Below are 12,636 nucleotides of genomic sequence, written 5' to 3' on the forward strand. Positions count from 1 at the left end.
CGTTCGTCGTCCCCGCTCGCCGAGGTGCACGCCTCTCCCCCGCCCGGACGCCCGTGCGCGGCGCCGTCGCCGCGCACGGGGCTCTCCCCCGGACTGGTCGGGTCCGCGGGCGGGCCGCATCCCCGAGGAGGCGCTCATGGCCCGGTTCACCCGTTCCGACGACCTGCGTGGCGCGACGTTCGACGGCGCGGACCTGCGGGGTGCGCGGTTCGTGGAGTCCGACCTGTCCGGCGTGGTGATGCGGGGCGTGCAGGTGGAGGGGCTGGACGTGGACGCCCCGTGGCTCGCGGACGGCGACGCGACCTTCCGCGTGAACGGTGTCGACGTGACGGGCTTCGTGGAGGCGGAGCTGGACCGCCGGTTCCCGGGGCGGGAGCTGCGTCGTGCCGGCGACCCGGAGGGGCTGCGCGCGGCGTGGGCGGCGCTGGAGTCGACGTGGGCGGCGACGCTCGACCGGGCGGCGGCCCTGCCCGCGAGCGCCGTGGACGTGTCGGTGGACGGCGAGTGGTCGTTCGCGCAGACGTTGCGGCACCTGGTGCTGGCGACGGACGCGTGGCTGGGGCGGGCGGTGCTGGAGGTCGAGCAGCCGTTCCACCCGTTGGGGCAGGCGGGCCCGCAGGCGGCGGAGGACGGGCTGGACCTGTCGCTGTTCGTGACGGGGACGCCGTCGTACGGGGACGTGCTGGAGGCGCGCGCGGGCCGGGTGGCGATGGTGCGGGACTTCCTGGCGGGTGTGACACCCGAGGCGCTGGCGGTGGTGCGGCGCAACCCGTGGTCGCCGGAGTACCCGGAGACGACGTTGTCGTGCGTGCACGTGATCCTCGAGGAGGAGTGGGAGCACCACCGCTTCGCGGTGCGCGACCTGGACGGGGTGTCGCGGGGCGATCAGGGCGAGGGCGGCCGGTTGCGCCGGTAGTGGCGGGCCGCCTTGGCGCGGCTGCCGCACCCGTCCATCGAGCACCAGCGGCGGGTGCCGTTGCGGGAGGTGTCGAAGAAGTACAGGACGCAGTCCGGGTGCGCGCAGCGTCGGATGCGGTTCGGGGCTTGGCGCAGCAGGTCGAGGTAGTCGTGCGCGGCGCGCCAGGCCGCGGCCCAGCCGGGGTCGGTCCGGGCGTCCTCGTGCACGGACCCGTCGCGGAGCGTGTGCCGCAGGGCGCCGTGGGCGAGGACCGCGTTGAGGTCGCGCTCGGCCGGGGCGCCGGGGTCCTCGAGGACGCGGCGCAGGACCGCTCGGGTGTGGCGCAGCGTCTCGGTGGTGTCGGCGTGCTCGTCGGCCAGGTCGTGCTCCTGGAGCCACGCGTGGAGGTCTGCCGGCTCGTCGAACAGGTCGCGCGTGCGCCCGTGGTCGACCCAGTGGGTGTTGACCAGGTCGAGCGCGAGGGGCTCCCCCACGAGGGGTCGTGCCGTCATGCGCTGATCTTACCTGTGTCGAACGGTTGACAGGTAAGGCTGCCGCGATCTACGTTCTCACCACTCATCCAGATGACACCGGTAAGAATCGCTCGTTCCGGTGCGGTCCACCGGGACCGCGCGTCCCCGACCACCCTTTGTGGAGGCTCCTCATGCAGCACACCGTCGGCACCGGCACGCCCGAGACGCGGGCCGTGCACCACCGCACCGCCACGATCGACGGGCGCACCGTGTTCTACCGGGAGGCGGGCGACCGCTCCGCGCCCACGCTGCTGCTTCTGCACGGCTTCCCCACGTCGTCGCACATGTTCCGCCGGTTGATCCTCGACCTCGCGGACTCGTTCCACCTCGTCGCGCCCGACCACCTCGGCTTCGGGTACTCCGACGCCCCGCCCGTGACCGACTTCGACTACTCCTTCGACAACCTCACGGCGACCACCGAGGGCCTGATCGACCACCTCGGCCTCGACCGGTTCGCTCTCTACCTGCAGGACTACGGCGCGCCGATCGGCCAGCGCCTCGCGCTCCGAGACCCGGACCGGGTCACCGCGCTGGTCGTCCAGTCCGGCAACGCCTACGTGGAGGGCTTCACGCCGTTCTGGGACGTCCTGTTCGCGCACGCCAAGGACCGGGCGACCCACGAGGCCGAGGTCCGCACCCTCCTGTCGCCGGCGTCCACCCGCTGGCAGTACACCCACGGCGTGCCCGCAGACCGGCTCGACCGGCTCACCCCCGACACCTGGAACCTCGACCAGTCCCTCCTGGACCGCCCCGGCAACGACGCGGTCCAGCTCCAGCTCTTCTGGGACTACCAGTTCAACCTCGACGTCTACCCCGACTTCCAGGCGTACCTGCGTGCGCACCGTCCCCCGACCCTCGTCGCCTGGGGGGAGCACGACGAGATCTTCGGCGCCGACGGCGCCCGCGCCTTCCTGCGCGACGTGCCCGACGCCGAGCTCCACCTGCTCGACGCGGGCCACTTCGCGCTCGAGACCCACGGTGAGGAGATCTGCGCTCTCGTCCGTGACTTCCTCACCCGCGCGCTCGCCGGGGAGGACCGATGAGCGGCGCCGGATCTGACGCACCCCCGTCGGGTCGTGCCCCGCTGCCGCCCTTCACCGCACAGACCGCCCGCCGCAAGGTGCGGGCCGCCGAGGACGCCTGGAACACCCGTGACCCCCGGCACGTCGCCGCGGCGTACACCCCGGACAGCGTGTGGCGGAACCGGGGCACCTTCCTCACGGGGCGCGACGAGATCGTCGCCTTCCTCACCGCGAAGTGGGAGCGCGAGCTCGACTACAGCCTCCGCAAGGAGCTGTGGGCGTTCCACGAGCACCGGATCGCCGTCCGGTTCCAGTACGAGTGGCACGACGCCGCGGGCCGGTGGTGGCGCAGCTACGGCAACGAGCAGTGGGAGTTCGACGACCTGGGCTACATGGCGCGTCGTGAGGCCAGCATCGACGACGTCCGCATCGAGCCTGCCGAACGACGCATCCACGGGCCCCGTCCTGCGGCTGACACCACGGTCCTCCCCCTGCGCTGAACCACCCGCCGCCTCCGCAGCGGCACGCGCGCCCCGGCGCCGGGGATCGGGCGGCCGGGAGCCGGTACACGGACACGTGGGAGCGGGACTCGGCGGTGAACGGCTCCCCCGCCCATCCGGCGTGCCGGGTCTCGAGCCCGAGGCCGGCGAGGCGGGCCATGAGGTCGAGCTCGGCGGGCCAGACGTACCGGTGAGGTGTGCGCCCCACGGTGGCGCGGCCGTCGTCGTCGAACCGGACGTGGTGGGACACGACGCGTTGGTGCAGGACGTCGTAGGTGTCGACGCCGAGGTAGCCGGGCTCGTCGTGCCAGACGGTCGCGGTGCGGCCGGGTGGGAGGGCGCGCAGCTCGGGGACCCAGAGCTCGACGACGAACCGGCCCCCGGGGGCGAGGTGGCGGGCGGCGTTGCGGAAGCACTCGACCTGGGCGTCCTGGGTGAGCAGGTTCGCGATCGTGTTGTACACGAGGTAGACGAGCGTGTGCTCCCCCGGTACCCGGGCGGTGGCCATGTCGCCGACGACGACGGGCAGGGTCGTCTCGTCGGCCTTCTCGCGCAGGCGGGCGACCATGTGCCGGGAGATCTCGATGCCGGTGACGGGTACGCCGCGCGCGGCGAGCGGGATCGCGACCCGACCGGTGCCGACGGCGAGCTCGACCGCGCTCCCCCGGCCCGCGAGCCGGTCGACGGCGGGGTCGAGGACGTCGGGGGCGAACATGCCCTCGCCGGGGGTGTCGTACCGCGCGGCGGCACCGGCGTCCCAGAGGCGTTCCTGGTCGGTGCCGGCGAGGTCGGTGCGGGGGCGGGTCACCGTGCGACGGTGTCAGGTGGTGTCCGCGGCGGTCCAGGAATCTCGGGTGGTCGGGCGTCCTCGGTGTCTCCGGCCGGTGGGCCCGGACGCTACGGTGGCGGCATGGATCGTGAGGCGTTCGCGGGCTATGTCCGTTCTCAGGGGTGGGGCGTCGTGGCGTCCCTCGGCGACGACGGCGGGCCGCAGGCCGCGTTCCTCGCGGTGGCGGCGACGGGCGCGGGCGAGCTGGTGTTCGACGCGCGCGCGACGTCGCGCAAGGTGGCGAACCTAGCGCGGGACCCGCGCGTCGCCGTGACGGTGGGCGGGACGGACGGGACGACGTTGCAGTGCGAGGGCGTGGCGGACGTCCCGGTCGGCGCGGACCGGGACCGGTGCGCCGCGGCGTACGCGGCGGCGTTCCCGCAGTTCGCCGCCTCGCTGGCCGACGAGGGCATCGTGCTGCTGCGCGTCGCGGTGGCGTGGGCGCGGTACGGGGACTTCCGCGACGGCCGGTCGGTGATGACCGAGGTCGACGTCTCCGGGTGGGGCCCCGCTCAGGACTGACGGTGGCCCGTCCCGGGCGGACCCGTCAGGCGAGCAGCGCCCGCTTCGCGCGCGCGAACTCGGTGTCGGTGAGGTCGCCCGCGCGGTGCAGGGCGGCGAGCCGTTCGAGGCGGGCGACGAGCTCCGCTCCCCCGTTGCCGGTCGGGGCGCTCGCGGCGGGTGCGCCGCGCCCGACGACGCGCCACAGGGTGCGGGCGAACACGCCGGGGCGCCGCGCGGTGCCGGCCTGGCCGGGGTGCAGGCGCGGCACGCGCGGCGAGGGCACGGTCCGGTCGTCGACGACGATGCTCCCGGGGCGCGTGTCCGCGAGCGAGCGGGCGAAGCGTGCGAACCGGGCGGACGACCCGTCCAGCAGGACGGCGCGGGTGGTCCGGGCCCCGGGGTGCTCGTCCCGCCAGGTCACGACGACGGTGGGCCCGTCGCCCGTGACGGTCACGACGGGGCGCCCGGCGGGCTCGAGCACGGTGTCGTCGCCGCGGACGAGGCGCAGCCGTGCGCCGTCCCACACGAGCCGGCCGCCGGCGACGTGGAACATGGCCGGGTAGCGGGGTGCGGCGGCGAAGCGCGAGGTGTCGGGCGCCCTGCCGGGGATCGTGACGACGCCGACGGGCCGCCGTCGCGGCGGGGCGGCGGGGGCGGTCCCGTGCGCGTGCTCCGCGAGGGCCTCCACGACGGGGACCGCGACCGTGACGGGGGCGACGGGCTCGCGGCCAGGCTCCGGGGCGGGTCCTGCCGGGTGGGCCTCGGCGTGGCCCTCGGTCGCGCTGGTGCTCATGGTGCTCCCCCGTCGTCGTCGGTCCCCCGATCCTGCCGCGCGGCCCCCTCCGAGAGCAACCCCTCGGGTGGTGTCGCCGCAGGTCAGCGGACGTGAGCGCGCCCCCGGCCGGGAGCACCGGTGGCCGGGGGCGCGCGGTCTCGGGACGGGTCAGAGCCCGCCGAGCAGCGCCGTGAAGTCGGGCGTGGCCGCGAACGGGTCGGCGGGGCCGGTGTTCTTGCGCAGCGCGACCTTCTCCGCGAGCTCGCGCCCGGCGCGGGCGATCCGGGCGGGCAGCCCGCCGCCGCCGTCGGCCTCGGCGGCGGCCCAGTCGTCGGTGGCGGCGAACACGGACGTCGTGGCGACGTCGGCCCGCAGGTAGGTGAACAGCGGGCGCAGGGAGTACTCGAGCGCGAGCGAGTGGCGGGCGGTGCCGCCGGTCGCGCCGAGCAGCACGGGCGTGCCCGTGAGGGAGTCCTTGTCGAGGACGTCCACGAACGACTTGAGCAGCCCCGAGTACGTGGTCGTGAACAGCGGGGTCGTCACGACGATCCCGTCCGCGGCGGTGAGGCGCTCGAGGACCCCGGCGAGCTCGCCCGTGGGGAAGCCCGTGAGCATCGCGTCGACGACGGCGTGCGCGTGGTCGCGCAGCTCGACGGTCTCGGCCTCGGCGCTCACGCCGAGGCCCTGCAGCTCGCGCACCGTGGCCTCGCCGAGCCGGTCGGCGAGCAGGCGCGTGGAGGACGGCTTGGACAGCCCGGCGGACACCACGACGAGGCGGCGGTCCGGGGCGGGGGTGCTGGCGGTCATGCGGTGCTCCTGAGGTCTGGCGTGCGGTGCGGGTGCGGCCCGTCACCGGGCCGGGTGGTGCGGTCGCCCGACGGCGGCCGGTCGCCCGGGTGCGCGGGGCACCTGTCGACCGTACGCCGTCGGGCGGGTGGTCGTGCGGCCCGTGCGCCCCGGAGGGGGCGGCCGCGACGGCGGGCTACAGGCCGAACGCGGCGCCGGCCCTCGCCGGCTCCTGGTCGTCCTCGGCGGTGCGCCCGGTCCAGCGGTCCTCGGTGCCGCCGACGTGCGCGGCGCCCTCGGTCCCGGCGGCCCGGGCGGCGGCGACGCGCTCGGCGTGGCTCGGCGGGTTCGCCGGGACGTGCGCGGGGCGCGCGGCCTCCATCTCCTTGCGGAGCACGGGCACGACCTCGCCCGCGAGGAGGTCGATCTGCTCGAGCACCGTCTTGAGCGGCAGGCCGGCGTGGTCCATGAGGAAGAGCTGGCGCTGGTAGTCGCCCACGTGCTCGCGCATCGCGGCGTACCGGTCGATGACCTGCTGCGGGGAGCCGACGGTGAGCGGCGTCTCGCGCGTGAAGTCCTCCATCGACGGGCCGTGCCCGTACACGGGTGCGTTGTCGAAGTAGGGCCGGAACTCGTCCCACGCCTTCTGGGAGTCCTTGCGCATGAACACCTGGCCGCCGAGCCCGACGATCGCGGTGTCCGCGGGGCCGTGGCCGTGGTGCTCCCAGCGCTGGCGGTAGAACTGCACCATCTGCTTCGTGTGGCTGATGGGCCAGAAGATGTTGTTGTGGAAGAACCCGTCGCCGTAGTAGGCGGCCTGCTCGGCGATCTCGGGGCTGCGGATCGACCCGTGCCACACGAACGGCGGCACGCCGTCCAGCGGGCGCGGGGTCGAGGTGAAGCCCTGCAGCGGGGTGCGGAACTTGCCCTCCCAGTCCACGACGTCCTCGGTCCACAGGCGGCGCAGCAGGGCGTAGTTCTCGATCGCGAGCGGGATGCCGTTGCGGATGTCCTGCCCGAACCACGGGTACACCGGGCCCGTGTTGCCGCGCCCCATCATGAGGTCCATGCGCCCGTCCGAGATGACCTGGAGCATCGCGTACTCCTCCGCGAGGCGCACGGGGTCGTTCGTCGTGATGAGCGTCGTGGACGTCGACAGGACGATGTTCTTCGTCACACCGGCGAGGTAGCCGAGCATGGTCGTCGGCGAGGACGGGACGAACGGCGGGTTGTGGTGCTCGCCCGTGGCGAAGACGTCCAGGCCGACCTCGTCCGCGTGCTTCGCGATCGTCAGCATCGAGCGCACGCGCTCGGTGTCGTCGGGGGTCCGGCCCGTCGTGGGGTCCGTCGTGACGTCGCCGACGGTGAAGATGCCGAACTGCATGGTGTGCTCCCGTGAGTCCTAGGTCGATGCGTTTGCATGTACATGCGGCTCAACCGGGGACCCCCCAGGTTTGTTCCCGGGTCCTCCCGGCGCCCGTGTGAGCGTGCGCACGTCGGCGCCGCGACGGCCGCGACGAGTTGCGTCGGGCATCGAAACCCGGGAGCCTGGGACCGCGACGCGCCGAGGCGGACCGGCCGGGCGCCGTGGGGGGCGGCCAGGCCGCGGGCACCCGCGACGTTCACCGGACCTTCACGACGCGCCGGAACACCGACCGACGGTGAGGCGTTGCCTCTCGTAGACCGGGCCGCTGCCCGCACCCCACCGGGCGCGCCCACCCACCCCCGAAGACCCCTCAGGAGGACACCATGGCCGACCGTTCGCTGCGCGGGATGAGCATCGGTGCGAAGAGCATGGAGTCGGACGAGGGCGTCGACTTCGCCCCCCGCTTCCAGGCGCACTACGACTGCCCCAACGGGCACACCATCATCCTGCCGTTCTCGACCGACGCCGAGGTCCCCCCGGTGTGGGAGTGCCGCTGCGGCGCCGAGGCGCTCCTGCGCGACGCCGAGCGCCCCGAGCCCAAGGCCGGCAAGCCCGCCCGCACCCACTGGGACATGCTGCTCGAGCGCCGCACGATCTCCGAGCTCGAGGAGCTGCTCGACGAGCGCCTCGGCCTGCTCCGCGCCGGCAAGCTGCGCCGCAGCGCCTGACGCCGCACGCACGACGCACGCGAGGCCCGGACCCCACGGGGGTCCGGGCCTCGGCCGTGTCCGGGGGTCTCAGCGCGGGCGACGGCCCGTGACCGACCGCACCGCCCCCGCGAGCTGGGTCGCGCGCCGCCGCGCACCCCACACCGTCACCTTCCACAGGGCCTCGGTGACGATCGAGCGGCTCATCTTCGACCGGCCCGCGGTGCGCTCGACGAACGTGATCGGCACCTCGACCACCCGCCCGCCCGCCCGCACGACCCGCCAGGCCATGTCGACCTGGAAGCAGTAGCCGTGCGACTCCACGCTCGCGAGGTCGACGGCGCGCAGCGCGTCCGCACGGTACGCGCGGAAGCCCGCCGTCGCATCGCCCAGGCCGAGCCCGAGCGCGACGCGCACGTACACGTTCCCGGCGCGAGAGAGCACCTCGCGGTGCCACGGCCAGTTCTCCACCTGCCCGCCCGGCACCCAGCGCGAACCGATCACGAGGTCCGCGCCCGCGCCGTCGCCGGTCTCCCCCGTCGCGTCGAGCGCGGCCAGCAGGGACGGCAGCTGCTCGGGCCGGTGCGACCCGTCGGCGTCCATCTCGACCAGGACGTCGTACCCGGCGTCCAGGCCCCAGCCGAACCCCGCGACGTACGCGGCGCCCAGGCCCTCCTTGCCCGCGCGGTGCAGCACGTGCACGCCCGGGTCCGTGGCTGCCGCGGCGTCGGCGAGCTCGCCCGTCCCGTCGGGGCTCGCGTCGTCGACGACGAGCACGTCCGCGTCCGGCACCGCCGCACGCAGGCGCGCGAGCGTGCCCGGCAGGGTCAGCGCCTCGTCGTACGTGGGCACGACGACGAGCACGCGGCCGGGCGCACCGGCGACCTCCCCCGGGCGGCCGCTCACGTCTCGTCCCCCGTCGTGCGCGTCGGCGCCGTCGTCCGGGCGCCCGACGCCGTGACGGCGCGGGCGGCGCGGCGCTCGCGGACGACGCTCCCGACGCCCGCGGCCAGGAGGCCGAGCGCGAGGAGCTCGACGACGCGGCCCGGCCAGTCCCCCGCCCGCACGGCCGGGGTCAGGCTCGTGCGCAGCGGCAGGTCCGCGACCATCTGGTCGGCGGTGAACAGGTCGGTGCTCTGCAGGAGCTCGCCGTCCGGGGCGATGACGCCGCTGACGCCGACGGTCGAGACCTGCACGGTCGCGCGCCCGGTCGACACGGCGCGCAGGCGCGACATCGCGAGCTGCTGCGTGGACTCGGCGGTGTACCCGAAGGAGGCGTTGTTGGTCTGCACGACGAGCACCTCGGCGCCCGCGTCCACGGCGTCGTTCACGAGGCCGTCGTAGGCGACCTCGAAGCAGATGACGACGCCGAGCGGCACGGTGCGCCCGAGGCGCTCGGACGCGAGGTCCACGACCCCGGTCTCGGTGCCGGCGATCATGTCGATGCTCACGCGGTCGACCTGGTCGGAGAAGATCCGCAGCAGGGACCGCAGGGGGATGTACTCGCCGAACGGGGCGGGGTGCTGCTTGGCGTACCGGTCGACGACGCCCGCGCCCGGCTCCCACAGCAGCGACACGTTGTACCGGCCGCCGGCGTCGGGGTACTCCTGCGCGCCCACGAGGATCGCGGCCTCGACCTCGCGCGCGGCGTCGTCGATGGCGCGCGCCACGTCGGGCGCGGTCTGCGGGTCGAGGTCGGAGCCGTTCTCGGGCCACAGGACGACGTCGAGGCCGCCGGGCTCCACCTGGTCCAGCAGCGCGACGGTCCCCTGCAGGTGGTTGTTCAGCACCTCGGCCCGGTTCGCGAACGACCCGAGCCCGGGCTCGCCCACGTTGCCCTGCACGGCCCCCACGGCGAGCGTGCCGGCCTCGGCGCGCGCGTCGAGCGGAACGAGCAGGGGCGCGGCCACGAGCGCACCGGCCACGGCGACCGGGACGACGGCGCCCGTGACGACGTCGCGGCGACGCACCAGCGCGAGCACCGCGACCGCGAGCAGCGACCCGGCGAGCGCGACGAGCAGGGACACCAGAGCCTCTCCCCCGAGCCAGGCCGCGCGCCCGAGCGGGGAGTCCGCCTGGGAGAACGCGAGCCGGCCCCAGGGGAAGCCGCCGAACGGGACCTCGGTACGCGCCTGCTCGACGCCGACGAACAGCAGCGCGAACGCGACGGCCTGCGCCCACGGGCGCCCGGCCAGCCACGACCACCGCCGCGCCCACACCCAGGCGACGCCCAGCACGGCGACGAAGCACGCCTCCATGACGGACAGCGCGACCCACGGCACGGTCTCGGTCGCGTAGTTCGCCCACCACAGGTGCGGCAGGAAGAACGCGAGCCCCCACACGAGCCCGACGAGGAAGCCCCAGCGTGCACCGTCGCGCCGCAGCGACCAGAACAGCGCGGCGACGCCGACGAACGCGAGGGGCCACCACCCGCGGTCGGGGAACGCTGCGTCGGTGACGAGGCCGCCCGCGAGGGCCAGGAGGAGGGTGAGCGGCCGCGACGGGGGCCCGGCGAGCGTGCGGCCCTCCCCCGTGCCGGGGACGCGGCGGCCACTCTCGCCGGTGCCGGTGCCGGTGCCGGTGCCGGTCGCGGGCGTCGCGGGTGCCGGGGAGTCCGGGGCGGAGGTGTCCGGTCCTGCGGGTCGGGGGCGCCCGGCCGGGGCGGCCGTGGGCTCGGGGGCGTGCACGGGTGCACCCTACGCCACGCACCTGCGCCGGAACCGGTGCCGACCGGGGCCCCACGGGTGAACACGGGACCGAGCGGGGTGGAATGTGTGCGGGCTCGCGCGCCCTTCGGCCCGTACGACGCCGCCACCGGCGGAGCACGTTTTCTACTGAGCGCGCGAGCCCGGCCAGGTACCCGGCGCGGAACGCCGAGGGGTCGTCGTCGGTGGCTGATCCCCCTGCGGCCGCGGGGGCCGGAACACCCTGTCGAACCTACTCCGGCTCACGGCCCTGTCAAGCGGTAGCGGTCACACGAACGTGTCGAACAAGGGGACGCCGTCGCGCACCGTCTGCAGGCACCGCGGCCGCGGCACGTCCGGACCGAGCTCCGGCAGGAGCGGCTGCCCGGCGCGCGCGTCCGTGCTCCACGACGACGTCGTGCGCCCGAGCGCGCCCTGCACCACGAGGTGCTCGCCCCGCCACACGGCCAGGTGCGCGGGCGCCCCCACGCGCAGCTGCCCGGCGCCCGTGTGGTCCAGGCCCGCGATGCGCCACCCGCCGCGCGTGTGCGCGCGGAACGCGGCCCGCGCCGAGATCTGCTGGTCCGGGTCCACGTGCGACATCGCCGCGAGCACGCCCGCCCACGGGTCGAGCCGGGTCACCGGCGCGTCCGACCCGAACGCGAGCGGCACGCCCGCCCCCGCGAGGTCCGCGAACGGGCTCAGGCCCTCGGCCCGCGTCGCGCCCACGCGCGCCGCGTACATGCCCTGCGGCCCGCCCCACGCCGCGTCGAACCCCGGCTGGATGCTCAGGCTCACGCCGAACAGCAGCAGGGACGCCAGCGCCGTCGCGTCCACGAACAGCGCGTGCTCCACCCGGTGCCGCGCCGCCCGCACCGCGCCCTGCCCGTGGACCTCCGCGGCGACCTCGAGCCCGAGGACGAGCTCGTCCATCGCGCGGTCCCCGATGACGTGGAACCCGCCCTGCGTGCCCGCCGCGCCGACCGCGGACAGGTGGTTCGCGATCTGCTCCGCGCTCAGGTAGAGGTTCCCCCGGTCGGTGGGGTCGGGCCCGTCCTGGTAGGGCAGGCGCATCGCGGCGGTGCGCGACCCGATCGACCCGTCCACGTTGAGGTCGCCCGCGAGGCCCGTCAGGCCCGGCACGTCCGCGAGGACCTCCCGCGCGTCGTCGACCGTGGTGCACAGCTCGCCCCGGTACCCGACGACGTGCGCCAGCCCCGAGGACGCCTCGCCCGTGAGCGCGAGCAGCTCGCGCAGCCCGGCGCGCGTGTCGATGTGCGGGGCGCTCATCTCGTGCACCGACACGATCCCCTGCTCCGCCGCCGCGCGCAGCGCCGCCCGGTACAGGGCGGTGCGCCGCGCGGGCGACACGTCGCGCGCGACGTCCCGGGCGACGTGGTGCGCCTCCCCCGTGACCCAGCCCGACTCGTCCCACCCGGGGCGCTCCGCCAGGGCGCAGCGCCGCGCGAGCGTCGTGGAGACCGCGGCCGAGTGCACGTCGACCCGCGCCGCGTACACCGCGCGCCCGCCCGCGGCCGCGTCGAGCTCGTCGCGCGTCGGGGGGCGCCCCTCGGGCCAGGACCGCTCGTCCCACCCGAACGCGAGCACCACGTCGTCGTCCCCGACGCCCGCCGCCGCCTTCGCGACCGCCTCCAGCGCGGCCGCGAGCGTCGTCACGCCGGCGCTCGCGGACAGGTCGACGCCCGCGAGGGCGAGCCCGACCTCGAACAGGTGGACGTGCGCGTCGACGAACCCGGGCGCGACGAGCGCGCCGTCGAGCTCGATCACGCGGTCGGCGCGGGCGGCGAGCCCGTCGGCCGTGTCGTCGGCGCCGATCCAGGCGATGACGCCGTCGTCGACGAGGAGTGCTTCTGCGAACGGGTCGGCCTGGGAGTGGATCACGCCGCCGCGGTACAGGGTTGAGGCCACAATCCTTCACGATACCGCCACAACCGCCCGAAACGCGCCGTTCCGGTGTGACGTCCGTGCAGGTCGCGACGGGTGTCGCGCACGTCACGCACCCGGCCGGGCG

At 75.4% G+C, this 12,636-nt stretch carries 12 protein-coding genes and 1 pseudogene; 5 read left to right on the forward strand and 8 right to left on the reverse strand.

The genetic code is table 11. The annotated features are described in order from the left end of the window. The first annotated feature begins 136 nt into the window (after nucleotides 1-136). Nucleotides 137-916 (forward strand): DinB family protein, encoded by a 780-nt coding sequence (locus ACZ402_RS10580; protein WP_375823631.1) that lies wholly within the window; start codon nucleotides 137-139, stop codon nucleotides 914-916. Here the strand turns inward: ACZ402_RS10580 and ACZ402_RS10585 are convergent. Beyond that, nucleotides 886-1,410 (reverse strand): CGNR zinc finger domain-containing protein, encoded by a 525-nt coding sequence (locus ACZ402_RS10585; protein WP_375823632.1) that lies wholly within the window; start codon nucleotides 1,408-1,410, stop codon nucleotides 886-888. The genes ACZ402_RS10580 and ACZ402_RS10585 overlap by 31 nt on opposite strands. Nucleotides 1,411-1,562: 152 nt before the next feature. Between ACZ402_RS10585 and ACZ402_RS10590 the strand changes: the two genes are divergently transcribed. Both ACZ402_RS10590 and ACZ402_RS10595 read left to right on the forward strand, forming a co-directional pair. Beyond that, nucleotides 1,563-2,474, forward strand: a complete 912-nt coding sequence (locus ACZ402_RS10590) for an alpha/beta fold hydrolase (protein ID WP_375823633.1) — start codon at nucleotides 1,563-1,565, stop codon at nucleotides 2,472-2,474. Beyond that, nucleotides 2,471-2,953, forward strand: a complete 483-nt coding sequence (locus ACZ402_RS10595) for a nuclear transport factor 2 family protein (RefSeq protein WP_375823634.1) — start codon at nucleotides 2,471-2,473, stop codon at nucleotides 2,951-2,953. Before ACZ402_RS10590 ends, ACZ402_RS10595 begins: the two co-directional genes overlap by 4 nt. A 55-nt stretch (nucleotides 2,954-3,008) precedes the next feature. Here ACZ402_RS10595 and ACZ402_RS10600 read toward each other — a convergent pair. Next, nucleotides 3,009-3,761: pseudogene (locus ACZ402_RS10600) on the reverse strand (class I SAM-dependent DNA methyltransferase); the annotation flags it as partial. A gap of 102 nt (nucleotides 3,762-3,863) precedes the next feature. Between ACZ402_RS10600 and ACZ402_RS10605 the strand changes: the two are divergent. After that, nucleotides 3,864-4,304 (forward strand): pyridoxamine 5'-phosphate oxidase family protein, encoded by a 441-nt coding sequence (locus ACZ402_RS10605; protein WP_375823635.1) that lies wholly within the window; start codon nucleotides 3,864-3,866, stop codon nucleotides 4,302-4,304. Between the two features lie 25 nt (nucleotides 4,305-4,329). On the opposite strand, the gene ACZ402_RS10610 is transcribed toward ACZ402_RS10605, so the two are convergent. The 3 genes from ACZ402_RS10610 to ACZ402_RS10620 all read right to left on the reverse strand — a co-directional run bounded on the left by ACZ402_RS10610 (nucleotide 4,330) and on the right by ACZ402_RS10620 (nucleotide 7,231). After that, nucleotides 4,330-5,079, reverse strand: a complete 750-nt coding sequence (locus ACZ402_RS10610; protein ID WP_375823636.1) for a hypothetical protein — start codon at nucleotides 5,077-5,079, stop codon at nucleotides 4,330-4,332. Nucleotides 5,080-5,229: 150 nt separating this feature from the next. Further along, a complete protein-coding gene (locus ACZ402_RS10615; RefSeq protein ID WP_375823637.1) occupies nucleotides 5,230-5,868 on the reverse strand; it encodes a CE1759 family FMN reductase in 639 nt (212 codons plus the stop codon). A 175-nt stretch (nucleotides 5,869-6,043) separates the two neighbouring features. Beyond that, nucleotides 6,044-7,231, reverse strand: coding sequence for an LLM class flavin-dependent oxidoreductase (locus ACZ402_RS10620; RefSeq protein WP_375823638.1), 1,188 nt, complete (start codon nucleotides 7,229-7,231; stop codon nucleotides 6,044-6,046). Nucleotides 7,232-7,596: 365 nt separating this feature from the next. On the opposite strand from ACZ402_RS10620, the gene ACZ402_RS10625 reads away from it, so the two are divergent. After that, entirely contained in the window at nucleotides 7,597-7,941 is a 345-nt protein-coding gene (locus ACZ402_RS10625) for an RNA polymerase-binding protein RbpA (RefSeq protein WP_021483180.1), read from the forward strand. A 69-nt stretch (nucleotides 7,942-8,010) separates the two neighbouring features. Here the strand turns inward: ACZ402_RS10625 and ACZ402_RS10630 are convergent, their stop codons facing one another. From ACZ402_RS10630 to ACZ402_RS10640, 3 genes are all read right to left on the reverse strand, one after another. Next, nucleotides 8,011-8,826 carry a polyprenol monophosphomannose synthase gene (locus ACZ402_RS10630; protein WP_375823639.1) on the reverse strand — a complete coding sequence of 272 codons (816 nt, stop codon included), beginning with the start codon at nucleotides 8,824-8,826 and terminating at the stop codon, nucleotides 8,011-8,013. Next, nucleotides 8,823-10,607, reverse strand: a complete 1,785-nt coding sequence (gene lnt, locus ACZ402_RS10635; protein WP_375823641.1) for an apolipoprotein N-acyltransferase — start codon at nucleotides 10,605-10,607, stop codon at nucleotides 8,823-8,825. The genes ACZ402_RS10630 and lnt overlap by 4 nt, the downstream gene beginning before the upstream one ends. 285 nt (nucleotides 10,608-10,892) lie before the next feature. Then, nucleotides 10,893-12,533, reverse strand: coding sequence for an amidohydrolase (locus ACZ402_RS10640; protein ID WP_375823642.1), 1,641 nt, complete (start codon nucleotides 12,531-12,533; stop codon nucleotides 10,893-10,895). Nucleotides 12,534-12,636 lie beyond the last annotated feature (103 nt).

The organism is Cellulosimicrobium sp. NPDC030954, from assembly GCF_055571305.1.